Genomic DNA, 23836 nt, shown 5'->3' with positions numbered 1-23836 from the left:
GATAAAATTAATTGAATTTTCTGGTAAATATAAAGGTGATTGGCTTGAAATTTTTGGAATGGGGAGAGGAAATGAAAGCGGTAATTCAAAATGAATTGGGTGATGCTAGTGTTCTTACATATACAGCTATTGCTTTACTGAAATAAGTAAAAATGAAGTGTTAATAAAAGTAACATATATGAGTGTTAAGCAAATATTAAAAACGTAGATAGACTATAGGGAAAGGTAATTTTCATTTAATGCTTGGGTTGGGTATAGTAGGAACAATTGAAGAGGTCTCTCCCAAATTAAACTTTTCAAAAGGTGAGCGGGAAATTCCTTTCCCGAAAGATGGTGCCTCCAGAGAGTAAAGACTTGAAAATTTAAGTAGTATGTTATTGGATTAATTTTTTCTTCGATTGAAAATTTAACCAGAATAAAAGCACTTCAAATTGTAGATTGTGTCCAAAATTTTGGGTGCAGTTCATAGCCGTCTCTCATGATAGAAATTGTCAATTGATTGTCGAATTAGCAAATGTTTTGTTGAGGAAAGTACTTTATAATAATCTTAGATAGAAAATTTTAAAAATTTCATCTCATTACCTATAACACTAGAAAAGAATAAAGTAAACGAAAGAGGGATCTGCTGTGTCTAAAACCGCTCAACCTTTATCAGATTTGGAAATCGCACAAAATGCTACAATGCGCCCTATTAAGGAGATTGCCGAAAAAGCAGGTATTCCACAAGATGCACTGGAACTTTACGGAAACTATAAAGCGAAAATCAATCCATTAAAACTAAACAAAAACACATCTTCAGCAAAAGTCGTTCTTGTAACAGCGATCAGCCCTACACCAGCTGGCGAAGGTAAATCAACTGTGACCGTAGGACTTGCTGATGCACTTAACCAACTAAATGAAAAAGTCATCGTTGCATTACGAGAGCCTTCACTAGGCCCGATAATGGGTATGAAAGGCGGGGCAACTGGTGGTGGATACGCTCAAGTATTACCAATGGATGATATTAACCTTCATTTCACTGGGGACATCCATGCAATTACTACTGCAAATAATGCCCTTGCTGCATTAATAGATAATCATATCCAGCAAGGTAATGTGTTGCAAATAGACCCACGACGTATTATTTGGAAAAGATGCTTAGATATGAATGATAGAGCACTGCGTAATATTGTTATTGGTTTAGGTGGTCCTATGCAAGGAACACCACGAGAAGACGGCTTCGATATAACTGTAGCTTCAGAAATTATGGCTATATTTTGTTTAGCAAAAGATTTACAAGATTTGAAAAAACGTATTTCGGATATTGTTATTGGCTATACGTATCAGCGAGAACCAGTGTTTGTTCGTGATTTAGGAGTAGAAGGTGCACTAACTCTATTGTTAAGAGATGCTTTTAAGCCTAATTTGGTTCAAACAATAGAAGGGACCCCAGCTATTATTCACGGTGGTCCATTTGCTAATATTGCACATGGGTGTAATTCGATAGCTGCAACAAATACAGCACGTAAGTTAGCGGACATTGTTGTGACAGAAGCGGGATTTGGCGCAGATTTAGGTGCTGAGAAATTTATGAATATTAAAGCAATGCAAGGTGGATTCAAACCTAGTACGGTTGTAATTGTTGCCACAGTTCGCGCATTGAAAATGCACGGTGGAGCACTGAAAACCGAATTGAAAGCAGAAAATGTAGAAGCAATTAAAAAAGGAATTGAAAATTTAGCTAAGCATGTGGATACAATTCGTAACTTCGGTGTTGAACCTATCATCGCATTAAATCGCTTCATCACAGATACAGAAGAAGAACTTTCTGTTATTTTAAATTGGTGTAGAGAAAATAATGTGAAAATAGCTCGAACGAATGTCTGGGAAGAAGGCGGTAAAGGTGGTATTGAATTAGCTAAACAAGTACTATCTGTTATTGACGAAGGAAATAACTTCACGCCACTTTACGATGTCTCAGCGCCAATTGAAGAAAAAGTCCGTACAATTGTTCAAAAGGTATACGGGGGAATGGATGTTCACTTCACAGATAAAGCACTAAAACAAATAGCACAAATCGAAAAATTCGGTTGGGATGCTCTACCGATTTGTATGGCAAAAACACAGTATTCTTTATCTGACCAACCAACCTTATTAGGTCGTCCAGAAAACTTTACAGTAACAGTAAGAGAAATTATTCCTAAACTAGGGGCTAAGTTCCTCGTTTGTTTAACAGGAGATATTATGACAATGCCTGGTTTACCAAAAGCTCCAGCAGCATTGAAAATGGATGTCGATGCTGAAGGTAATGCTGTTGGACTATTTTAAGTATTGAATTGAATGAAGAGTTGTCTAATTGTTGATTTAAATTCAACTTTAGACAACTCTTTTTTTTATTTGTGTTCCATTAAAAAAGTTTTCACCAATAAGATTAGTGAGTCATATAGTGGAGAAAAGTGTTATGACTAATTTTGAAGGCAAACTAAGACCTAACACCAAGTATTTATATATGATTAATAAAGATAGGGGGCCGTAAGAATGGGGAGGGAATTTATTTATCTTTTCGATGAATGGGCGAAGTCATACGAAGCATCAGTAACTGGTCAGCATAAGGAATATCGTGATGTTTTCGAAGGATATGAAAGTATATTAGACAAAGTTGCAAACGCTTCAACAGGTACCGTAATTGAATTTGGAACTGGTACAGGAAATTTGACGTTTAAGTTGGAGGCTGCTGGAAGAAAAGTCATTGGTATTGAACCACATGAGACTATGCTTGAAATTACGAGGAAAAGATGTCCTAATGTTCAGCTTATCAACGGTGATTTACAAAACTTCGAAATAGAAATTAAACATATAGATTCAATCGTTAGCACCTACGTGTTTCATCATTTAACGGATGGGGAAAAACTAGAAGCTCTAATAACCTATTCCAAGTTATTACAACCTGGAGGAAAAATAATTTTTGCAGATACGGCATTTGCAACTGAAGAGCATAAACAAGCAATGATAACTAAGGAGAGAGCTCGTGGCTTTCATGAAGTCGCTGATGATCTAGAACGTGAGTATTATACAACAATTCCAAAACTACAAATAATGTTTCAACAAGCAGGTTTTGACGTAAAGTTTGAACAATTAAACGATTATGTTTGGTATATGGAAGCAATCAAGACAAGTAAAAAATGATTTATAAAAAGTGTTTAAAAGGTGGATTAAATATGGCTTTGTATAATAATGTTCGACAATTAATAGGCAATACACCTTTAATGGAGATTACCCATATTAAGATTCCTAATAATTGTCGAATATTTGCGAAATTAGAGTATTTAAATCCTGGTGGAAGTGTCAAAGATCGTCTTGGTATTTCATTATTGGAGGACGCGGAGAATAGGGGTGTAATACGCCCGGGTAGTACGATAATTGAGGCAACTGCCGGCAATACGGGAATCGGTTTAGCACTTGCTGCAATAGGGAAAAATTATCATGTAAAATTCGTTGTTCCTGAAAAATTCAGTCAAGAAAAACAAACATTAATGAAAGCTTTAGGTGCAGAAATAATCAATACACCAACAGCATTTGGAATGCATGGTGCTATTAAAAAGGTAAATGAACTGCTTGAAGAAATTCCGGATTCTTTTTCACCGTCACAGTTCTCCAATCCTGCAAATCCTGCAACATATGAATATACACTTGGTCCTGAGATTTGGAAAGATTTAGATGGGAACCTGGATGTGTTTGTAGCAGGGGCAGGTTCTGGAGGAACTTTCATGGGAACGGCTCGTTACTTAAAAAGCCAAAAAGCCACGTTGAAAACAGTCATTGTAGAACCAGTTGGCTCCATTTTAAATGGAGGAAAGGCGGCATCGCATGTTACGGAAGGTATTGGAATGGAGTTTTTACCTGATTATATGGAAAAATCGTATTTTGATGCCATCCATACTATACACGATAAGGATGCTTTCTACGCATTAAAAGAGTTAGCTAAGAAAGAAGGCCTACTTGTAGGGAGTTCTGCCGGAGCAGCTTTCCACGCCGCTCTACTAGAAGCTCAAGTGGTTAAACCAGGAAGTAATATTGTCACCATTTTTGCTGATTCGAGTGAACGCTATTTAAGTCAATCAATATACGAATTATTTGAAGAGGGGACTGTTTAAATGAGAGCAAAAACAAAATTCATTCATGCTGGTATTGTTGGCGATGAAACAACAGGTGCAGTATCAACCCCAATTTATCAAGTAAGCACCTATAAACAAGATGCTGTTGGTGAATTTCGTGGGTATGAATACTCTCGAACAGGAAATCCAACACGCCATGCATTAGAAGTATTAATCAGTGAACTTGAAAATGGACATGCCGGATTTGCTTTTAGTTCAGGAATGGCTGCTATAAGCTCAGTAGTTATGCTTTTAAAACAAGGTGATCATATTATTGTAACGGATGATGTCTACGGAGGAACCTTTAGAGTTTTTACAAAAGTTTTAAATCGATTCGGTATCGAGGCAACTTTTGTTGATACAGCTAATATTCAGGCTGTAGAAGATGCAATACAACCTAATTCAAAAGCTATCTATATTGAAACGCCAACAAACCCATTGCTGAAAATAACAGATATAAAGCAGATAAGTACTTTAGCAAAACAGTACCAACTACTAACAATTGTCGATAACACTTTTTTAACCCCTTATTTGCAACAGCCAATTACACTTGGAGCGGATATTGTTCTGCATAGTGCAACAAAGTACATTGGTGGACATAGTGATGTAATAGCAGGTCTTGTCGTTGTAAATAATGCAGAACTTGCAGAACGATTACATTTTGTTCAAAACTCTGTAGGTGCAATATTAGGGCCTCAGGATTCATGGTTATTAATGCGCGGAATAAAAACTTTGCCAATTCGAGTAGAAGAAGTAAATTCAAATACGCAAAGGATCGCAGAATTTTTGGAACAAAATAGTAAGGTAGGAAAAGTATATTACCCAGGATTAAAAAAACACCCAGGTCATGAATTACAAAAGACACAAGCAACTGGCTTTGGCGGTATGATTTCTTTTGATGTAGGAAGTGCAAAAAAAGCAGAAGAAATGCTCTCGAAGTTACGTTATTTTACATTAGCAGAAAGTCTTGGTGCAGTAGAAAGCTTGATATCCATCCCAGCTCGTATGACACATGCTTCTATTCCTGCAAAACGTCGTGCAGAACTTGGGATAGTAGATGGACTTGTACGCATTTCAGTAGGTATTGAAGATGTAGAAGATTTACTAGAAGACTTAGCGCAAGCATTATAATAAAATAAATAGAAACAAAGTGATTGGCTACCTTTATAATAGAGGGTAGCTGTTTTATTTAGGAGGAACAAAATTGAAAATAGTAGAACAATGTGAGCAAATGGTAAAAGATATTTATAATCAGTTTGATGCAAGTCATGATTGGCAACATATTGAACGAGTAATGCAAAATGCAAAAGCAATTTTAAAAACGGAACCCTCAGCAGATACTGAAATAGTAGAACTCGCAGTTTTATTACATGATGTAAGTGATTCTAAATATACAGATTCAAAAGAAAATGAACAACGAATTTTACAACAACTTAATATATCTGAAAAAACACAACAAATAATTCGAGAAATCATTGCTTCAGTTTCTTACAATGGAGGCAACCAATTAGAAGCCACATCCATTGAAGCGCAAATCGTGCGTGATGCAGATCGCTTAGATGCCATTGGAGCGGTTGGTATTGCAAGAACATTTGCATTCGGAGGAGCGAAAGGTCGCAAACTCTATGATGACCAAGAAGAAGCACGCCATAATATGTCGGTTGAAGACTATCGCAATAAACAAACAGCTTCTGTTACACACTTTTATGAAAAGCTATTGTTACTTAAAGATTTAATGACAACAGCAAAAGGCAAGCAGATGGCTAAAGAACGACATGAATTTATGGTATGCTTTTTAAAACAGCTTAAAAATGAAAGAGACGGGGAATTATGAGCCATTTAATTATATCTAACTTAACAAAAACGGTCGGAGATAAAACTCTATTCAAAAATATTGACTTCACTATTTATAGTGGTGAACGTGCAGGTTTAATTGGCATAAATGGCACTGGTAAATCTACTCTTATGTCTATACTGGCTGGAGAACTTGATGCAGACCAAATTGACAAAGATCACCCAAACAAATACCGCATCGCACATTTACCTCAAAATCCAGAATTTGCTCAAGATGAGACAGTATTACAAGCTGTATTCTCAGGCGATTCACCGATTTTAAAATTAAATCGTGATTATGAAGATACACTCTCTTTGCTAGGCAAAAATCCAGAATCATCACAATTACAGACTCAATTATTCCGTTTGCAGCAAGAAATGGATACACAGCAAGCGTGGGATGTTAATGCATTAGCGAAAACAGCTCTGACCAAGCTTGGCATTGAAATGTTTGATGAACAAGTAACCAACCTATCTGGTGGTCAACAAAAGCGTGTAGCTTTAGCGAAAGTACTAATTGAACCTGCAGATTTATATTTATTAGATGAGCCAACTAACCATTTGGATGTGCAATCAACTGAATGGCTACAAGAGATGGTACTACGTTTAAAAGGTGCAGTCATTTTTATCACCCATGATCGTTATTTCCTTGATGAAATTTCTACGCATATCTATGAACTCGCAGATCAAACATTGTACAAGCATAAAGGTAATTATGGTGACTATCTAGAATCCAAAGCGATTCGTGAAGAAATGGCTGTTGCTACTCAAGCGAAAATGCGCAACCGTTATCGCTCAGAGTTAAAATGGATTCGTCGCGGAGCACAAGCCCGTTCAACTAAGCAAAAAGCCCGTATCCAGCGCTTTGAAGAACTATCTGATAATATTGATCGCAATTCAGATGATGGTGGTCTGGAGCTTGGTTTAGCAACATCAAGACTAGGGAAAAAAGTGTTGGAGGCAGAGAGTGTCACAAAATCTTTTGGTGAACGTCATATAATTAAAGACTTTTCATTCCTTTTACAGCAAGGTGATCGCATTGGTATTATCGGTGCAAATGGAGCAGGGAAAAGTACACTCTTGAAAATGCTTGCTGGTGAAATTACACCTGACCAAGGTCGAATCGAAGTAGGATCAACAGTCCGTATTGCTCATTTTACACAGCAACTACCACAAATGAATGACAGTCAACGTATGATTGAGTATATACGTGAGTCAGCTAATGATATTCAAGATTCAGAAGGAGAACATCATTCAGCTGCATCGATGTTAGAACGCTTTTTATTCCCATTGCATACGCATGGGACGCCAATTGGAAAGCTTTCTGGTGGAGAACGTAAACGTCTTTATCTATTGAAATTGTTAATGGAACAACCTAATGTACTTTTACTAGATGAACCTACAAATGATTTAGATATCGAAACGCTTTCTGTTTTAGAAGACTTTATTGAACAATTCCCAGGTGTTGTAGTAACTATCTCCCATGACCGTTTCTTCTTAGATCGTATTGCGAAAAAGCTATGGATATTAGATGGACAAGGTGGAGTTGACGAAAGTCTCGATATCTACAGTGAATATTTAGCAGCACTTGGAGCTACACCGGCACCTGTGAAAGAAGAAAAAGTTGATAAACCAAAAGAACAAAAAGTGAAAACTCAAAAGAAAAAACTTTCATTTAAAGAGCAAAAAGAATGGGAAACAATAGAAGCTGATATTGCAAAATTAGAAGAAGCGATTATGGATGCAGAAGAAGGTGTATCTACAGCGGGTTCGGACTTCACAAAACTTCAACAATTAACTGCTGAACTGGAAGAACTAAATGCAAACTATGAGCACCTTATTGAACGATGGGAATACTTACAGGACATTGTGAACCAATAAGAGGGGGATTATAAATGAAAATTTTAACCATAGAACCAACACCAAGTCCAAATACAATGAAAATCGTTCTAGATTATGAATTACCATTTGGGAAAGCACATAACTATAACGAAGCCAATAAAACGGATGCACCTAAAGAAATACTGGACATACTAGCAATCGAAGGCGTCAAAGGGGTCTATCATGTAGCAGATTTCCTAGCAGTAGAACGAATTGCAAAATTTGACTGGGAAAGTATATTAGCATCTGTTCGTATTGCATTTGGTGAAGATAAACAAGCAGAGAAAAGTGAACAACAAATGGATGAACATTTTGGAGAAGTATACGTTCATGTTCAAATGTTTAAAGGTATCCCTTTACAAGTCAAAGTGTTTGATAGTATTGCGGAAAAACGTTTTGGATTAGAAGTGCGATTTATCAATGCTTTTAATAAGGCGATGAGTACAGATGAGAACTACATTTATGAACGTAAATGGGTAGACTATGGTGTCCGTTACGGTGATAAAGAGGAGATAGGTGATAGCGTTGTTGCTGAACTTGAAGCTTCATTCCCTGAACAACGTATTGATGAATTGATTTTGGCGAGTATAGAGAAAAAAGACGTTGTTGAAACGCGTAAACGAAAAGTTTCTTTAGAAGAATTTTTAGTAGATAATTGGGAAATTCGATTCCAACTGTTAGATCAAATGGCAGATCCAGAAATTGAAGATTTACCTTTACTTGAAAAAGCGCTACAAGATGAAAAGATGTCTATTCGTCGTTTAGCAACTATCTATTTAGGTATGATCGAAGATGTAGCAGTTGTACCTTTGTTAGTACAAGCTTTAAATGATAAGAGTTCTTCAGTACGTCGAACTGCAGGAGATTGCATCAGTGATCTAGGTTTTGTAGAGTTTGAATCTGCAATGATGGAATCTCTTAAGGACCGCAATAAGCTTGTACGTTGGCGTGCTGCCATGTACTTGTATGAAACGGGTACAGAAGCCTCTTTAAAAGCTCTTGAAGAAGCAAGTGATGACAGTGAATTCGAAGTTAAACTTCAAGTGAAAATGGCTATTGCCCGGATTTCACAAGGTGAGGAAGCAAAGGGTTCAGTATGGAAACAGATGACAGAAGCTCGTGCTACCAAAAAAAGATAAATATTTAAAAGAAGAAGACAGCTGGGGTTAACATCCTATGCTGTCTTTTTATTAACTATGAGAAGAATTTCTATTGTTATTTATAGATAACTGAAAAATACAATGGAAGTTAATTTTAATAACAAATATTTTTGAAAATTAGTTCCTTTATATTTTATTTTATAATTATAGTGTGACTTTTATCCCTCTATAGTATAATGAGGTGGTTGTGTAAAAAGAAACAGAAAAATAATTAATAAATTTCACTAGGGTTTTCGAGTAGTTAAATGATGACAGGAGAGATTGTATGATTTGTGGGAAATGCGATTGTGAAAAAAAACCGGCTTTAGTTGTGCGAAATTTCAAGCTTAACGGTGGAGAATTACATATACAAAACATACCAGCATCCCTTTGTGACTGCGATGTATGGATAGCGCCTTCTATTAGAATGGAGCTGCAACGATATGCAACAGAAAACAGTCATTTACAAGGTATACATAATATTTCATTTGAAGAGATTTAATCAAAGAATTCATATGTAAATGTAAAAGGACTTCTGAAACTGGAAGTCCTTTTTAGTGTTAATGATTTTTAGTTTAGTACATTGCGTTTTTTATGTTCAGTTGTTGAGTATATACGCAAGCTACGTTCGATAAATAGTATACATAACAGAAATAAGATAACTCTAACAACAGAACTCTGTATAGGTGCTACGATAGAAAATACAAAAAGGGAAATGCTTAGAACAATAAAGAAGACAGCTGTATTGAAATCCTTCATCAAAAAAACTCCTTTTGAATACTGCATATGATTGTTCATATATTTTTCTCGTATCACAAAAGTTCTATACACTAAGTATGAAAATTAATTGTCAATATCTTAATGAAGCAAAGAAAAGTCATTTTTTCAATCCTACAAGCAGTTATTAAAACATTTAGAGTGACCATAAAATTTTTGGTTAATAGGTTGATTTGGAAAAGCAATATAAATATCGAAAAAATATTGAAATATTTGTGAACATTTGTTTATAATTGTACTAATAAAAATTTTTAGTTTTAATAAGAAATGAAGTATTTCAGCAAACGCTAAAAAAGATGGTAAATATAAATATTGGAAATATTACATATTTAAAAATCACAAATGGCATATATGTAGAAAGGAGATCGTCTATGGATAGAATTAGACTTGTATCACATGATGTCATGTACGCTGAAAAAATATCTTCATTAATCAGTTCGGAATTAGTAAAGAATGCACTGGGGATGGATGATTGTCAGACTTCTGTTAATGGAGTACTCAATTTTATACGTGGCATGCAACTTGCGGAAAGAGAGAATCAACAATTATCGCGTGTAATAATAAATGATGCTTCTGAAATAGTAGGTGTTACGACACTCAAAGATATAGAGCATGAAAAGAAGTTATGCCATATCGGTACTTGGATTGCGGATCCATTTTGGGGACTTGGATATAATGAGCAAGCAAAAGAAAAGATACTTTTTATAGCGTTTAATCATTTTAATTTAGATTATGTATTTGCTGGTGCTAGAGTAGAAAACATTCGCTCCCAAAAAGCCCAAGCCAAACTCCCTTATATGACATTGTCAGTTGAAGAAGAATTTCCTAAAGAACTAATAAAAATGGAGCGACAAGAAAAAACATCATGTGTCTTAAATGTCATTAAAAAAGACGATTTCCTAGCTTGGTACCAAAAGCATTATTACGGAAAAGTTGTGAATAACTAAAAAACGATTCCTAGATGTAGGAGTCGTTTTTTTTGATTGAAAAAAGACATAGAACTAGAGCATTAAGTGGTGAATTGTAATTATTTGAAACTAATAGTTCATATCACCCGTAGAATAAATAAAGAAGGGTGGTGAGTCGAATGTATTATCCATCAAAAAAAGATGTTTGGGTAGCTGTAATTAATTGGGCTGTTATATTATCTTGTTTTCTACCCTTATTAATGCAAAGAGATTATGAAGCTCTATTTGTTACTATTCCACTAGCATTTCTTCTAGGCTGGAGTTGGTTTACAACGGGATATAGAATCTCTAACGAATTACTAATAATCCAAAGTGGACCGCTAAAAAAGAGAATTCCAATAAAGAATATCGAAAAAGTTTCCAGTACTAAGAATCCATTAGCTTCTTCTGCGCTGTCATTTGATCGCATTGAAATTAGTTATGGAACCGACTATGGCATGGCACTAGTTTCTCCCAAGGATAAGAATGGATTTGTAACTCACTTAAAAAATATTAATCCACAAATTGAGTTAGATAAAAGGTTAAAAGAAGTGATTTTATGAATCACTGTAACCGCCTCTTAATACAGGATTTTTATTTTTATAAGCGATTTTGAATGTCCTCTAATGTCGGTAGAGCAGCAAATGCTCCTTTTTTAGTTGTAGTTAAAGCACCACAATGATTGGCAAAGGTCAGTAATTCATCAGCGGATTGTCTACAATAATCAACTAATTCATTTAATTCAATATTACTTGTTAATAGCTTGTATAAGAATGCACCAATAAATGCGTCACCAGCCCCAGTAGTATCTTGCACGTTAACATCACAACCTGGAACGCTGAAGGATGCATCTTTTGTGAAAAGAGTCGCGCCACTAGCACCTTTTGTATAGATCACAACTTTTACATGACCTATAAACAAAGATTCAATAGCAGTCTCTACTTCATTGATACCAGTTATAAAAGCTAATTCTTCATCTGAAATCTTCACTACATCTGTATAAGGTAAAAATTTTAATATAGTTTCTCTGCAATTTGCTTTTGAATCCCATAGAGGGAGTCGAACATTTGGATCAAAGCTAATCAAAGTACTATTTTCACGCGCATAGGAAATAGCTTTTTTATGGGCTTCTTTCATGGGACTTTCAACTAAATCAACAGAACAAAAATGCAATAAATCACCAGGTGTGAACCATTCTGATTTTATGTACTCTTGCTTATATAACAAATCAGCAGAAGGATTTCTATAAAAGGAAAAATCTCGTTCTCCATCTTCAGTTAAAGACACAAAAGCAAGGGCTGTGTTTGCCTCTTTTGTTACTTTTATTAAATTTGTATTTACCTCTAATTGCTGTAATGTTTCAATTAAGAATTGACCGAAAGCATCTGCTCCTACTTGGCTAATTAATGAGGCGTTTCCTCCAAGTTTTGCTACAGTTGCCGCTACATTTGCAGGGGCTCCGCCCGCCATTTTTTTAAATGAAGCTACGTCTTTTAACATGATTCCTTGTTGTTGTGGGATAAAATCTATTAATACTTCTCCAATTGTATAAAGTGTTCTCATATAAGTTCCTCACCTTCAATATGCCATATATTCACTTTATTTTACTTGGAAATGAAAAACAATGTTTAAGTTGATTTCTAATAGGTAAAGAATAGCAAGTATATGTTTTTTTATTCCAGTTACTAATACCGAACTGCTCTGATATATAAAGTGCACTTCGGTTCACTATTTATAGTAAAATGTGAGGAATTTTAGTATGATTATCTAAGTAAACTATGGTTTTTATTTTATTACAATTTTTAAATTCATATATAGCAAACCAGGAGGTCCAGATGAAAAAGCAGTTGATCATAGTCATCACGAGTTTAATGGTGATTGGTTTAGGGTTATATGCATTTCTTCATGTATCGGCTACAAATCAAAAGAAATCCATATTTATCACACAACAAACAATAGAAGATCCTAAATTCTTAGCAGATAAAAGAGCCATTCTATATGCATCATTACCGACAGAACAGCTAGAAAAAGGAACGGGAAAAAGTATGGCGATATTTATCGACAAAAAAGGATCTGCCTCTGCAATGGAAATGGCTGGAATGGAATTTGGAGCGAGTAAGTATAATGGTGAGCAATTGTACTTAGAAGCCAAAAATAGTGTTTATCTATTAGGGAAAAATGCACAGCAATTTCCGATGGAACGTGATGAAATTCGCAATACGCTATCTGGATATCTTTCTTCAGAAGCAATCTTTTTTAGCCTGTATAACACTGGTTTTAGTAAGAATGCAGATTATGACACTGGTGTACGATATGGCAGTTCATCAGGCTTTAAAACAGCTTCTTTACCGTTTTATGTAGCAACAGCAGGTACTATGAAAAATGAAATAATTGTTTTAACTCAAGATCTAGTCAAAGGAAGCTTTGATTTGAAATCTGTTACTTTAAAAAACAAGGTAAATATAAAACACTTAGCATCAGTACCTTTACCACATGCTGAAGAATTGGATCCAATCTCATCTATTTTAGAAGATAAGGAAAACTATTATATTGTCCTATCATATTTTGAAGACGATGCAAAAGAAGATATTTTGCTTGCAACCATCAATAAACGAACGTTCACTTTAGATGTAAAAAACCTCGCTGAGTATCGCAGTGAAGAAATTGTATCGAACTCTGTACCTTTTAACTTTGATAATTCAACGCACCTTCATAATCAGGAATTATATTATATTAACGGGTTAGGGGAAGTATATTCATACAATACTTCAAATGATGTTATCCAAAAAAAGTTCCGACTTAACCGACCTACTGGTACGTTTCAACCAGAATTTGAGCAAGTCGATTTTAGAGGACAATCACTATTTTATTTAAATAACCGAGAAAAGGACGTTTATTTTCTAGAAAAATACGATCTTGTAACGGGTGAAATGATAGAGGAACAAAAGGTGGAAAATTTGGATAAAATATTAAAATCAGAAAAGAAAGATCTTACCTTATATAATTTAGAATTATTACATTCATAAAGAACACCCAGATGCTTCAATGCATTTGGGTCTTTTTTTATGAAAAAATTCTCTCTTTTAGTTTGTAAACTCTATGTAACAAGTAAAGGTGGATAAGTATAAATCGTGACTTGTCATGCTCACGTGATATCTGAACTACTAAAATAAGCATGCCGTGTCATGTATAAAAATATTGGCCACAATTTTACCTGTATTTAACAAATTAAAAGTTTGAAAATAGGCTTCAAACTCATATTTTTCACAAAAATGATAAGTTCAGCATTTAATATGTAGTAATGACACTGCAATTAAACTTTTACTAGGGACAAGAATTCATATCATAGGAGCTGAAAGATGAATGGTCATAATAAGAAAACACTTAGTTTCACAATCAATTACGAATAAAGTAACAAGTGGGATAGGAAACGGTTGCAAATGGATTACTATCCACGAGACAGATAATTCAAGAAAAACTGCTAATGCAAATGCTCATGCTCGTTTGCAAGCGATGGGAAATAGCCGTGCTGCTTCATGGCATTGGACAGTAGATGATAAAGAAGCGGTACAATCATTTAATCATAGCGTAAAGTGTTGGGCTGCGGGGGATGGAAATGGCGATGGTAATGCAAACTCCATTCACATTGAAATTTGTGTGAATGAAGATGGAAATTACAAAAAAGCAGTAGAAAATACTGCCATTCTAGTTGCTAAAATTATGAAAGATGAAAAGATTCCTATTAGTAATGTTGTTCAACACAATCATTGGAGTGGTAAAAACTGTCCATCTAAAATGAGAAGTGGTAAAGCGGCTTTTACTTGGTCAACATTCCGTAAATTAGTTACAAAAACTAAAATTATTACAGTTTCAAAACCGACAACAAGCAAGACGTTCCAGATTCAAGTGTTAGCAAACGTATTGAATTACTACGATGGCCCACGATGGTCAAAACCCACTGGTACAGTAAAAAGAGGAGAAAGATTAACTATTGAAAAAAAAGTACTCGTAGATGGTTCTGCGATGTATAAGACAATTAGCGGAACATATGTGACAGCGAGCTCCAAATATGTGAAAAAACTTTAATCCCTCATATGATAGCCTAATTGATTTTAAATGCCTCATCTTGGTTCGAAGGGAGGTAATTTTAATGGCATTTAATAATCCAAGGTGGAGAAGGTTCATAAGTGCGCACTTACTCAAACATGTAGAACCTATTGCAGGTAGTATAGTCTATTGTAAATTACTAGGAATGGCAAATACAATAATCGGTTCTCCAAATCATACTGGCATTTATGTTGGTAATAGAAGAGTAATAGAATTGAATGGTAACGAAAAAATTATAGAAGTAGATTACTATAATTTTTTAAATGGCTCATCTGTACGCTCTGGAACAGAATTATATGTAGCTTGCGATATGAATGGTAATGTTTTGCATGACCCAGCAATTGCTAGAAGAGCGATAGCAGCAAGAAATACGCACAGTGGTTATCATCTTATTCGAAAAAATTGCCATATGTTCACTTCAAGTTGCATTAAAGGTGCAAACAATGATCTACTAGATGCAACATTTATGAATGTGGAGAGAAATATTAAAAAGCATTTTGGCGTTCCTGTAATTAGTTGGCGAACTGTAAAACAGTGAATTCTCCAAGGTTTAGATGATTATTCAGTGAACTTTAAGACATGTAAATCGCATTAGTGAAAATAGTAAAAGTACTACGCCAAGATTTGACGTCAATCTTGGCGTTTTTTTGTTCAAAGTTTTAGGGTGGTATGTATTATGTGTAAGGGCATATTTAGTTTCTATCAATCTTCCGCTCCATTCTAGATAATTGAGCAACTATAAAATCTAATTGTTTTTGCATATTTTTTAATTGGCGATTATTAGTTGATTGGGTCTTTGTATTTATCTGTTCCTCTGCCTGAGCTTCATTTATCTCCTCGACAATAGCCAGAGCCAATAATGCATCGGCAATAACTCTAATAGTCGACGCAAGAAGCTCAATTTTGACGGAGTTTTTTGTTCCGGGTGTTGCAGAACTCATTATTTCATCAAAATCTATATTAAAGTTTTCATTCAATGGATTATCCTCCTTCAGATAAAAAACAATTGATTCTATTAATTACATTTAAGATAATTCATTGGAAAAGCTAAGTTAATGGTAAAGTAACGCCATCTTCTTTTATGAATTTTGTGTTATTTACCTGAATTTCTGTAACTAATAAAAGCGCTTTTTAAAGCTGCATAATTTCCTACAGCTGCATATCCGTAAAACCACCCCATAAATACACCTGCTAGTAAATCATGTCTGTGGCTAATGAAAATAGAAATTAATAAACCAAAGAATAACGCAATTGTAGGTACAAATTTTGAAGGAGTATGATAAACGATTTTAATTAGTTGAGTTATAAGCATAATAATTGGGATAGCTATAACTGCATCCCAAAAATTAGTATGGATAATAGGGAAATTCATGCACACACCACTTTCAACTAGTTTGATTATATTTTTGCCTTAAATAAAGTAATTATTCATGGTATGAGTGACATGTTAATAATGTTTAATGACGAAATAATGAAAAGTTCATATGGTTTTATTAGTTAAGAACGTTTACATGTTAATTTTTTTTATTCAAAATATCTCCAAATAAATAAAGACCTATCATCATAAGTGCACAACGAATGCTCTTTTAGAATTTACAGTCTTTTTATAGTGTATGATAATCTTATCCAGGTGTAACTTGTACAAAATGTACTGTAAATAATGAAAGTGAAAGAAAGTAGTGAAAGCTTTATTTCATGCGGAATTTAACTTAAATATGAGTTAGTATCAAATGTATTTAGCAAATGATCTACCTATTATTGGGGAATTGAATTTTTGAATTGTGTTTCATTTCATTTTGGTAAAAGTTTCATTGAGTTCATTTGCATATTCCCTTATGACGGCATATCATGAAAATAGAAATAATTGTTTCAAAAAAGATAATTGTTTCATGATATAAAGATTGTCTTATGGTCAATCGGTTAAGGAGGTTTATGGGATGGACGCAATTGATGTATTAACAAACCTAGAGAAGTTGAAGGCGTACTTCCAGCCCATTTTTAGTGCAGACGAGCATATTGTTATTGCATATGAAGTCTCTGGCAAGCTTATAGACAATGAAGAGCTTATAAGTTTAAATACATTTGCCTACGATGACGATATTCCTGAAGAGTATCGGGTGGAAGTGGAGCATAAAATTTTGCATTTAGCTCTTTCCCAACTAGCGGAGAAATCTAAGGATTTTGATATTTACTTACCATGCAATGCCAACTTGTTAGTACTTGACTATGGGGAAAGTTTTTTCGAAATAATAAAAAAATATATCCCTGAGGGAGAGATAAGTCGAATTGTTCTTGTAATTTCAGAGCATAATTTTAATGGTGAATTCAGACAACTTAATAATATCATTCGTTATTTCCAAACTTATGGAATGAAAATTGCAATTAATCAGGTTGGTTCTGAAAGTCATTGGGACTATATAAAAACGCTGTCGCCTAATATTTTGAAGTTAAATATAGAGCAATTGAATTATCAATCTTGGGGTGAGCAAAATGATATGTTCACATCACTTGGTAAATTAGCGCGTAAAATTGGTGCAAATATGTTATTTGAAGGTATTGATAAAGAATATAAACTTCAATTTGCGTGGAAAAATGGAGGACGTTATTATCAAGGGACATATCTAGCTGATGTACATACAGGAACAATTCCACGGGATCAATTGAAGCAAAGTTTTAAAGAGCGGTGTCAGCAGTTTATCTCAACAGAAAAGCGCTTGTTAGAAGATAATTACAATGCCTTAAAAACTTTGCAAAATACATTAGAAAAATCCGTACAACGTATGAAGCCTTCGAGCGACAATACAGACCACCTTCTAGCGCTTGCTAAAGAACTTGATGCATATTCCTTCAGACTATATATATGTGATGGTGAGGGGTTTCAAACATCACCTAATATCATGTGTATCGATAAGAAATGGCATATACAAGAAGAAGCGGTTAATAAAAATTGGAGCTGGCGTCCATACTTCTTAAAAACAATCATTGAAATGCGAAATGACCAAAGTGGTGTTTTATCTGACTTATATAGCGATATTGACACAGGAGAATTGACACGTACTTTTTCTATACCGGTAAGTGTGAATGAATACCTATTTATTGATATATCCTACGATTATTTATATAACCATAATATTTTTAGATGAAAATGGGTACTGCTAAGGGGAGAGATTTTCTCAATCTTGCAGTACTTTTTTCTTTTTGAAATTAGTTTGAAAAAAATTTATTTACTGCTATTTTTCTCAGAGGAAATTTTTTGACTTAATTCATTTTCACACGTACTAAACTGCAACCACCACGTATGCACTGACTTACACCATCTCTATATTTCATTTTCTACGTAATTGAAATGTCTTCAAATTAATTTTTTTCATCCTAATTTTTCTTTTGCAATTCTTTTAATGTAGCTTCTGATTCGTTTTAGAATCAGCGTGTGTGGGTATGTTAATTGGGTAAGCTTATATAGATGTAAAACTTAAGGAGGTTACTGAATTTATGTCAATAAGTAAAGAGCTTCAGGCCCTAAAAGAATTTCAGTGTAACAATCGTTGTGTGTTGAGTGTGTATTTAAATACTAATCCAGCTGATCCAGATCAGCTGAAAGGTGCATGGAAAATTCATTTAAAAAGTGGTTTAAAGCGAATGGAAGAGTATTTAACTGCTTCTAAAAATGAGGATGAAATGAAAGCATTTAAAACAGTGAAAGATAAAGTCGTTAAAGAAATAGATGACCATTCAAATGAATTGCGAAAAGGAGTCGTTATTTTTGCTTCGGACAGTCCAAGTTTGTGGTCGGTCCACTATGTACAAGTACAGGTGAAAACGAGTTTTCACTGGGAGGATCATCCGGTACTTGAAGAAATGGAATACATGTATAAGGCTTACCCAGATGCGGGCATTATCTTACCGAGCTTTGGGGAGGTACGTATTCTAGATACAGCAATGGGCTTTTTGAATGATGAACTTATTTACGATTTCGAACCGAATCTGGAAGAGTGGGGCAATCGAAAAAAAGTGACTCCTGACAATCACCCCGGCATTGGAAGCAGCAAAGCAGGTGCTTTAGAGCCTCGGCTAAAAGAAAATTTGGGTCGATTCTATAAAGGAATGGGCGAAATTGTAGAACGATTGAAGAAAGAGCGTGGCTGGAAGGAGATACATGTGGCCGGAGAAATTGAAATGGCGAAGGCTTTTGCCGAAACCTTACGCGAAAAACCAGCTAGTTGTATTCACAAAAACCTTAATAACAGCAGTGCCAACGAAGTGCTTCACGAAATTTTTGAAAAATAACCGTGTATCAAGAAAACTAACTGACTTATTTCTTATGAGCCAGTTAGTTTTTTTGCGTTTTAGGTCATGAATTAATTGAACATGTTAAACCTATAAAGTCTGAAGACAATAATCGCAATTTCCGAGAATCGAACGCTTAGCAGAGCTTTGGAACGAAACCGCTTCGCTAAAAAAAAACTTAAACTAACGGGGCAGGATATTTGAAGAAAGTGTGTATTCTATCATTTAACAATAGAGATAGATGGTCAAGGAAAAAGCAGTACTACAGTTTAATATTAGTTTAGGTGAACTGTATCATAAGTACGTGTGGTTTTTTTACTTCGGATGCTTATTGATATGCGATAAATTCTCATGTGCAACGTTTACCCCAGTTCTTTATGAATTCTAGTTCATGTATCCTTTTTCTAGTCTTCTATGATATAGTTTTTAAGAAAAGAATCATGTGACTGGGGGATATAGAGAGAGATGGTTGCAAAGTCGAAATTAGCGTATATAGTACTTAGCGTATTAGCTGTAGTTGCATTAACAGGCTGTGGTGCATCAAAAGATGTTGAAAAGATGAAGGATACACCGAACTATGCTTCTGAAGTAAAGGAAAAACCTATTGTAACCATTACGATGGAAAATGATAAAAAAATCGTCATGGAATTAGAACCGGAAGTAGCACCAAATACGGTTGCGAATTTTGTATCATTAGTGAAAGAAGGTTTCTATGATGGCTTGATTTTCCATCGAGTTATCCCTGGATTTATGGTGCAAGGTGGCGACCCAACTGGAAATGGTACGGGAGGGCCTGATTATGCGATTAAAGGCGAATTCTTATCAAATGGCTTTGAAAACAATTTAAAGCATGATCGTGGTGTCGTATCAATGGCACGTTCACAGGATCCAAACTCTGCAGGCTCACAATTCTTCATCATGGTAGATACTTCTGAACAATTGGATGGCGAGTATGCGGCCTTTGGTAAGGTAACAGAAGGTATGGATGTTGTTGATGAAATCGTTAAAGCGGAGCGCAACGAATCCGATAAACCATTGAAAGAACAAAAAATGAAAAAGGTTGAAGTGGATACGAAAGGCTTCGATTACCCAAAGCCAGAAGTGCAAAAATAATAAATTGAATAGATTTCCCTCCCTGAATTAGGCTATTCTGCTGTAAACAATTGTATGGGAGGGTTTTCTTTTGAGTGAAACAAGATTTGTGAAATTAACAAAGATAGATTCGATTAACCTTTTTCGAATTTTAATAGGGGAAGAATTAATAAAATAGTTCCATTTATTCTTATTGTACTAAATGGGTGCTTTAGTAGAAGATCTTTGAGCTGTTTAGACAGCTCTTTTTTATTCAACTAAAGGGGAGCCACTAGTTCTTGTGTACCCATATTCACTTCTTCGTTGAACAAATCCGATTTTTCTAGCTAATTCCAAAGTATTAGGTGACATAAATCATTGCAATTTTTTAGAAACTAATTCTAGTTCATCAGAAATCGATAAATTCATAACAAAAACGCCATTCTTTTTGTATATTTCTAAAAAAGAATAGCGTTTTTTCATTATATGGATACAAATATAAATTATCTTGATAATAGTAATGGGGCGAGAACCCATTGTGTTAAATCAATAATATAATGACACAATTGACAAAACATGAAATGTTGTTATAATCGTACATTGTTACATATATAACAAAATATCGTTTTTTTACGAGGAGGATATGAAATTATGGAACAAAATAATGAACAAATAAATGGAAAAGATCAAAAAATTAAAGTTGAACGTGTACAAACTGGAATTAGGATGGAAAAAAGAATGGTAAAAGTTTTAAAAGCCATGGCAGAATATCACGATATTTCACTAGGCGTTCTTCTTGAAAGAATGGTTCTTCATGCTTTTGAAAACAAACCTGTGTTTAACCAAGAGAGTCTTGAAAAGGTTAAAGCTATAAAAGAAGTTTATGATATGGATTATGGTTTGGAAATAATCCGTAAGTGGAATAATTCGGAAAACTAGAATGATTATTTTTAAATACAGTATCATCTGGATTTTTTGTAAACTATCCGTGAAGTAAATAAGCTAAATAAAATTATCAGGAGCGATATTAAATGAAATTTAGTACATTAACAATATTTGACCATTACCCCAATCAATTATCCCGAACTCCTAGACAATTCTATAATGAGGTATTGGAGCAAGCCGTTCGGGCTGAAGAAATGAATTTTGATGGGGTATGGTTTGCAGAACATCATTTCTCGGATTTTGGTATTAATCCCTCTCCAGCAGTTCTGCTCGCTATGATATCTCAAAGGACAAATAGAATTCGTCTTGGTGTGGGTGTTTCAGTACTTCCATTACACGACCCTATACGAGTTGCTGAAGATTATGCGATGGTTGATATTTTATCAAACGGAAGATTAGATTTGGGGTTAGGTAGTGGATATGCACAGAAGGAATTTGATGGTTTTAATATTTCATTGGAGGACAAAACTGAGCGTTTTAACGAGACTCTAGAAGTGTTACATAAGGCATGGTCAGGCAAGCTTTTTTCTCATCAAGGGAACTTTTTTCAATATAAAGACCTTAGGCTTAATGTTCAGCCAATACAAGCTCCGTTTCCGCCTCATTGGATTGCAACCTCTAGTGAAAAAGGTGTTAGTCATGTTGCAAGTATGGGAAACAATTTCATGGGGCTTGGGTTTAGTAAATCACGAGATGAATTAGCAAAGCTGATTGATACTTACAAGAATACGTATCTAAAGTCAGGATACGGTAATCCAGAAGAGTTGGAAATCCCTGTGGCCTTTCATGTTCATGTTGGTGAAACATATGCAGATGCTGAATCCAATGCAAAAGATCCTTATCAACTATTTATGAATACTCCGGGTGGGACGAATATCTCATTTGAAGACCTTAAACATAAATTCAATCCAGTAATAGGAAGTCCAGATGAAGTTATTAAACAAATTCAGTCCTACAGGGAAATAGGTGTTACTAATTTTATGGCAGTAATGAATTTTGGTGGATTAGAACATCATAAAGTGCTTTCATCCTTAGACTCATTTGGTAAGTATGTAATTCCTGCATGTAATTGAAAAATTGATTGTTCCACAAAACAAAAAAATGAATTTAATTCTTATAAATAGATATAGAGAGAAAAAATTGTTTTGGGAATACTTCAAAATCTTAGCTTGATGGGTACGGGAAGATACCCCTATAAAAAGAATTATTGGATTACCTCCACTTGAAGAAAATGTCAGTGTAACAATTGCTTATTTCAATAATGGTGATAGTAAAAGGAAATTACTTTTATTTAGGAAAATACCATTCGGTGAAGATAAAATTACCGATATCAAGGTGATTTATGATGGAGCTAATTAACATTCATGCTAAGTATTTTTAATAACTCAAAAAGCGAGAGTGAATAAAACAGTTTGTGAAGGAATGTACTTAAACTAACGGGGCAGTTTAGTTGAAGAAGGTTACTTTAAACAGATATACCAAAGTGGAATTTTATTTTCCATCACAATATTGAATGAATATCTGAAAGAAATTGCGAAACAAAGGAAGGGAAAAACGAACACCGTGAGATGTTCGTTAAAGAGTTATTGTTTTTCAGTTGCTGTATTCCCCATTGCAATTGAAATTCTATTCCAATTGTTGATTTGATTGATGATTAGAACAAGGTCAACATACTGTTTCTCGTCATAGTATTCACATACTCGCTTATATAGGTCATCTGGAACTCTTTTAGTAGGAATTAAGGTTATATGCTCAGATAATTCTAGAGCAACTTTCTCTTCGAGTGTATAAAAAGTACATTCATTCCAAGCATTTAAACAATAAATACGCTGTTCGGTTTCACCCATCTTACGAGCATCTGATGTATGCATGTCTATGCAGAACGCACACCCATTAATTTGAGAGACTCTAATTTTGATAAGTTCCCTTGTTGCTCGATTAATTGTTGACTTCTTAGTGTATTTTTCCATATCCATCATAATTTTCATACCATCAGGTGCAACATCGTAGTAGGCAACTCTTTGATTCATATGGCAAGACTCCTTTTGTTTTTAAGATAATTATAATTATACACGAACGTTCGTGCCAGCTTTTAGCACTATAACATTATTATTAAATGGAATTTAAGAAAGATTTTATACAGGGAGGAAGGGAATGACGAAGGAAGTAATATCATTACAAAACGTAAAAGAAAAGCGTTCTATGGCATTTTTAAAGCGTGGAATGAGAGAAGAGGTAAATGGTAGGATGGGCATTGTAACGTCAGGTAACGACTCATTAAATATTAATGTTCGATATGACAGTAATAATTTTAGTAAAAATTGTCATCCGCAATGGGAAACTCGTTATTTCGATTAAGATGGTGTTGTAATTGCTGACTATAGAAAAGAAAGTGGTTATGAACAATTCGATGGTGCTAAATTTTTCAAATAGATACTGAACATTTTGAGTAAACTAATAAATGAGGCAATCCAATACATATTACGAATAACCAAGAATTTGTGAAGAATCTTACTTTAACTAACGGAGAGCGATCGCTTCTTGTGCTAGCGGAGGCTTTACTTGAAGATCATTGAGTTGCATAGGCAGCTCTTTTTTCTTTATTGAACTAACGGGGCAGGTTAGTTGAAGAAGGTATGTATAATATTGATTAAAGGAAAGTAATAAAAGATAAGTTTGGAGAGGATTTTTTTACTATGTCGTATCCATATAATCA

The 23836-nt window shown here is 34.5% G+C and carries 24 protein-coding genes; 19 read left to right on the top strand and 5 right to left on the bottom strand.

The window, feature by feature from the left end; translation table 11 throughout:
* Nucleotides 1-627: 627 nt before the first annotated feature.
* The 8 genes from ACQKM9_RS14730 (at nucleotide 628) to ACQKM9_RS14695 (ending at nucleotide 9488) form a co-directional block, all read left to right on the top strand.
* Complete coding sequence (locus ACQKM9_RS14730) at nucleotides 628-2307, top strand: formate--tetrahydrofolate ligase (RefSeq protein ID WP_427735098.1); 1680 nt, start codon at nucleotides 628-630, stop codon at nucleotides 2305-2307.
* A 210-nt stretch (nucleotides 2308-2517) separates the two neighbouring features.
* Nucleotides 2518-3165 (top strand): class I SAM-dependent DNA methyltransferase, encoded by a 648-nt coding sequence (locus tag ACQKM9_RS14725; RefSeq protein WP_427735097.1) that lies wholly within the window; start codon nucleotides 2518-2520, stop codon nucleotides 3163-3165.
* A gap of 32 nt (nucleotides 3166-3197) precedes the next feature.
* Entirely contained in the window at nucleotides 3198-4133 is a 936-nt protein-coding gene (locus tag ACQKM9_RS14720; RefSeq protein WP_427735096.1) for a PLP-dependent cysteine synthase family protein, read from the top strand.
* The gene (locus tag ACQKM9_RS14715; protein ID WP_427735095.1) at nucleotides 4134-5264 is read left to right on the top strand and encodes a bifunctional cystathionine gamma-lyase/homocysteine desulfhydrase; all 1131 of its coding nucleotides are present in this window, start codon (nucleotides 4134-4136) and stop codon (nucleotides 5262-5264) included.
* A 100-nt stretch (nucleotides 5265-5364) separates the two neighbouring features.
* Nucleotides 5365-5967, top strand: a complete 603-nt coding sequence (locus ACQKM9_RS14710) for an HD domain-containing protein (RefSeq protein WP_427735195.1) — start codon at nucleotides 5365-5367, stop codon at nucleotides 5965-5967.
* Nucleotides 5964-7847 carry an ABC-F family ATP-binding cassette domain-containing protein gene (locus ACQKM9_RS14705; RefSeq protein WP_427735094.1) on the top strand — a complete coding sequence of 628 codons (1884 nt, stop codon included), beginning with the start codon at nucleotides 5964-5966 and terminating at the stop codon, nucleotides 7845-7847. The genes ACQKM9_RS14710 and ACQKM9_RS14705 overlap by 4 nt, the downstream gene beginning before the upstream one ends.
* Before the next feature lie 14 nt (nucleotides 7848-7861).
* The gene (locus ACQKM9_RS14700) at nucleotides 7862-8986 is read left to right on the top strand and encodes a conserved virulence factor C family protein (protein WP_427735093.1); all 1125 of its coding nucleotides are present in this window, start codon (nucleotides 7862-7864) and stop codon (nucleotides 8984-8986) included.
* A gap of 286 nt (nucleotides 8987-9272) precedes the next feature.
* Entirely contained in the window at nucleotides 9273-9488 is a 216-nt protein-coding gene (locus ACQKM9_RS14695) for a hypothetical protein (protein ID WP_427735092.1), read from the top strand.
* Nucleotides 9489-9556: 68 nt separating this feature from the next.
* Here the strand turns inward: ACQKM9_RS14695 and ACQKM9_RS14690 are convergent, their stop codons facing one another.
* On the bottom strand, nucleotides 9557-9745 hold the full coding sequence (locus tag ACQKM9_RS14690; protein ID WP_427735091.1) for a hypothetical protein: 189 nt from the start codon (nucleotides 9743-9745) through the stop codon (nucleotides 9557-9559).
* Between the two features lie 389 nt (nucleotides 9746-10134).
* On the opposite strand from ACQKM9_RS14690, the gene ACQKM9_RS14685 reads away from it, so the two are divergent.
* Complete coding sequence (locus ACQKM9_RS14685) at nucleotides 10135-10710, top strand: GNAT family N-acetyltransferase (RefSeq protein WP_427735090.1); 576 nt, start codon at nucleotides 10135-10137, stop codon at nucleotides 10708-10710.
* 140 nt (nucleotides 10711-10850) lie between these two features.
* Nucleotides 10851-11273, top strand: coding sequence for a PH domain-containing protein (locus ACQKM9_RS14680; protein ID WP_427735089.1), 423 nt, complete (start codon nucleotides 10851-10853; stop codon nucleotides 11271-11273).
* A 37-nt stretch (nucleotides 11274-11310) separates the two neighbouring features.
* Here the strand turns inward: ACQKM9_RS14680 and ACQKM9_RS14675 are convergent, their stop codons facing one another.
* Complete coding sequence (locus ACQKM9_RS14675; RefSeq protein ID WP_427735088.1) at nucleotides 11311-12273, bottom strand: carbohydrate kinase family protein; 963 nt, start codon at nucleotides 12271-12273, stop codon at nucleotides 11311-11313.
* Between the two features lie 272 nt (nucleotides 12274-12545).
* Between ACQKM9_RS14675 and ACQKM9_RS14670 the strand changes: the two genes are divergently transcribed.
* The 3 genes from ACQKM9_RS14670 to ACQKM9_RS14660 all read left to right on the top strand — a co-directional run bounded on the left by ACQKM9_RS14670 (nucleotide 12546) and on the right by ACQKM9_RS14660 (nucleotide 15355).
* Nucleotides 12546-13736: a hypothetical protein gene (locus ACQKM9_RS14670; RefSeq protein WP_427735087.1), complete on the top strand. Its 1191-nt coding sequence runs from the start codon at nucleotides 12546-12548 to the stop codon at nucleotides 13734-13736.
* Nucleotides 13737-14073: 337 nt separating this feature from the next.
* Nucleotides 14074-14796 (top strand): N-acetylmuramoyl-L-alanine amidase, encoded by a 723-nt coding sequence (locus ACQKM9_RS14665; RefSeq protein WP_427735085.1) that lies wholly within the window; start codon nucleotides 14074-14076, stop codon nucleotides 14794-14796.
* Nucleotides 14797-14860: 64 nt separating this feature from the next.
* Nucleotides 14861-15355, top strand: coding sequence for a hypothetical protein (locus ACQKM9_RS14660; RefSeq protein WP_427735084.1), 495 nt, complete (start codon nucleotides 14861-14863; stop codon nucleotides 15353-15355).
* A 154-nt stretch (nucleotides 15356-15509) separates the two neighbouring features.
* Here ACQKM9_RS14660 and ACQKM9_RS14655 read toward each other — a convergent pair whose 3' ends face one another.
* Both ACQKM9_RS14655 and ACQKM9_RS14650 read right to left on the bottom strand, forming a co-directional pair.
* On the bottom strand, nucleotides 15510-15794 hold the full coding sequence (locus ACQKM9_RS14655) for a hypothetical protein (protein ID WP_427735083.1): 285 nt from the start codon (nucleotides 15792-15794) through the stop codon (nucleotides 15510-15512).
* Between the two features lie 116 nt (nucleotides 15795-15910).
* A complete protein-coding gene (locus ACQKM9_RS14650; RefSeq protein ID WP_427735082.1) occupies nucleotides 15911-16189 on the bottom strand; it encodes a hypothetical protein in 279 nt (92 codons plus the stop codon).
* Between the two features lie 565 nt (nucleotides 16190-16754).
* Here ACQKM9_RS14650 and ACQKM9_RS14645 point away from each other — a divergent pair.
* The 5 genes from ACQKM9_RS14645 (at nucleotide 16755) to ACQKM9_RS14625 (ending at nucleotide 22193) form a co-directional block, all read left to right on the top strand.
* Nucleotides 16755-17960 (top strand): EAL-associated domain-containing protein, encoded by a 1206-nt coding sequence (locus ACQKM9_RS14645; RefSeq protein ID WP_427735081.1) that lies wholly within the window; start codon nucleotides 16755-16757, stop codon nucleotides 17958-17960.
* A gap of 349 nt (nucleotides 17961-18309) precedes the next feature.
* A complete protein-coding gene (locus ACQKM9_RS14640) occupies nucleotides 18310-19104 on the top strand; it encodes a VLRF1 family aeRF1-type release factor (RefSeq protein WP_427735080.1) in 795 nt (264 codons plus the stop codon).
* A 465-nt stretch (nucleotides 19105-19569) separates the two neighbouring features.
* Complete coding sequence (locus ACQKM9_RS14635; RefSeq protein WP_427735078.1) at nucleotides 19570-20217, top strand: peptidylprolyl isomerase; 648 nt, start codon at nucleotides 19570-19572, stop codon at nucleotides 20215-20217.
* A 609-nt stretch (nucleotides 20218-20826) separates the two neighbouring features.
* A complete protein-coding gene (locus ACQKM9_RS14630) occupies nucleotides 20827-21114 on the top strand; it encodes a hypothetical protein (protein WP_427735077.1) in 288 nt (95 codons plus the stop codon).
* 92 nt (nucleotides 21115-21206) lie between these two features.
* Nucleotides 21207-22193: an LLM class flavin-dependent oxidoreductase gene (locus ACQKM9_RS14625; protein WP_427735076.1), complete on the top strand. Its 987-nt coding sequence runs from the start codon at nucleotides 21207-21209 to the stop codon at nucleotides 22191-22193.
* A gap of 510 nt (nucleotides 22194-22703) precedes the next feature.
* Here ACQKM9_RS14625 and ACQKM9_RS14620 read toward each other — a convergent pair.
* Nucleotides 22704-23150: a carboxymuconolactone decarboxylase family protein gene (locus ACQKM9_RS14620; protein WP_390395674.1), complete on the bottom strand. Its 447-nt coding sequence runs from the start codon at nucleotides 23148-23150 to the stop codon at nucleotides 22704-22706.
* 124 nt (nucleotides 23151-23274) lie between these two features.
* Between ACQKM9_RS14620 and ACQKM9_RS14615 the strand changes: the two genes are divergently transcribed.
* The gene (locus ACQKM9_RS14615) at nucleotides 23275-23478 is read left to right on the top strand and encodes a hypothetical protein (RefSeq protein ID WP_427735075.1); all 204 of its coding nucleotides are present in this window, start codon (nucleotides 23275-23277) and stop codon (nucleotides 23476-23478) included.
* The last annotated feature ends 358 nt before the right edge of the window (nucleotides 23479-23836 follow it).

The sequence above is a fragment of the Viridibacillus sp. NPDC093762 genome (genome assembly GCF_050279675.1).
Lineage (GTDB): Bacteria > Bacillota > Bacilli > Bacillales_A > Planococcaceae > Viridibacillus.
Note: the sequence above shows the minus strand (reverse complement) of the source record. Positions and strands in the feature narration are given on the sequence as shown.

Coding starts and splice junctions, on each gene's coding strand:
- ACQKM9_RS14650 (WP_427735082.1), bottom strand. CDS start 16,189: ATGAATTTCCCTATTATCCATACTAATTTTTGGGATGCAGTTATAGCT.
- ACQKM9_RS14660 (WP_427735084.1), top strand. CDS start 14,861: ATGGCATTTAATAATCCAAGGTGGAGAAGGTTCATAAGTGCGCACTTA.
- ACQKM9_RS14715 (WP_427735095.1), top strand. CDS start 4,134: ATGAGAGCAAAAACAAAATTCATTCATGCTGGTATTGTTGGCGATGAA.
- ACQKM9_RS14665 (WP_427735085.1), top strand. CDS start 14,074: ATGGTCATAATAAGAAAACACTTAGTTTCACAATCAATTACGAATAAA.
- ACQKM9_RS14640 (WP_427735080.1), top strand. CDS start 18,310: ATGTCAATAAGTAAAGAGCTTCAGGCCCTAAAAGAATTTCAGTGTAAC.
- ACQKM9_RS14695 (WP_427735092.1), top strand. CDS start 9,273: ATGATTTGTGGGAAATGCGATTGTGAAAAAAAACCGGCTTTAGTTGTG.
- ACQKM9_RS14705 (WP_427735094.1), top strand. CDS start 5,964: ATGAGCCATTTAATTATATCTAACTTAACAAAAACGGTCGGAGATAAA.
- ACQKM9_RS14700 (WP_427735093.1), top strand. CDS start 7,862: ATGAAAATTTTAACCATAGAACCAACACCAAGTCCAAATACAATGAAA.
- ACQKM9_RS14645 (WP_427735081.1), top strand. CDS start 16,755: ATGGACGCAATTGATGTATTAACAAACCTAGAGAAGTTGAAGGCGTAC.
- ACQKM9_RS14685 (WP_427735090.1), top strand. CDS start 10,135: ATGGATAGAATTAGACTTGTATCACATGATGTCATGTACGCTGAAAAA.
- ACQKM9_RS14635 (WP_427735078.1), top strand. CDS start 19,570: ATGGTTGCAAAGTCGAAATTAGCGTATATAGTACTTAGCGTATTAGCT.
- ACQKM9_RS14620 (WP_390395674.1), bottom strand. CDS start 23,150: ATGAATCAAAGAGTTGCCTACTACGATGTTGCACCTGATGGTATGAAA.
- ACQKM9_RS14630 (WP_427735077.1), top strand. CDS start 20,827: ATGGAACAAAATAATGAACAAATAAATGGAAAAGATCAAAAAATTAAA.
- ACQKM9_RS14720 (WP_427735096.1), top strand. CDS start 3,198: ATGGCTTTGTATAATAATGTTCGACAATTAATAGGCAATACACCTTTA.
- ACQKM9_RS14675 (WP_427735088.1), bottom strand. CDS start 12,273: ATGAGAACACTTTATACAATTGGAGAAGTATTAATAGATTTTATCCCA.
- ACQKM9_RS14690 (WP_427735091.1), bottom strand. CDS start 9,745: ATGAAGGATTTCAATACAGCTGTCTTCTTTATTGTTCTAAGCATTTCC.
- ACQKM9_RS14625 (WP_427735076.1), top strand. CDS start 21,207: ATGAAATTTAGTACATTAACAATATTTGACCATTACCCCAATCAATTA.
- ACQKM9_RS14680 (WP_427735089.1), top strand. CDS start 10,851: ATGTATTATCCATCAAAAAAAGATGTTTGGGTAGCTGTAATTAATTGG.
- ACQKM9_RS14670 (WP_427735087.1), top strand. CDS start 12,546: ATGAAAAAGCAGTTGATCATAGTCATCACGAGTTTAATGGTGATTGGT.
- ACQKM9_RS14710 (WP_427735195.1), top strand. CDS start 5,365: ATGGTAAAAGATATTTATAATCAGTTTGATGCAAGTCATGATTGGCAA.
- ACQKM9_RS14615 (WP_427735075.1), top strand. CDS start 23,275: ATGACGAAGGAAGTAATATCATTACAAAACGTAAAAGAAAAGCGTTCT.
- ACQKM9_RS14725 (WP_427735097.1), top strand. CDS start 2,518: ATGGGGAGGGAATTTATTTATCTTTTCGATGAATGGGCGAAGTCATAC.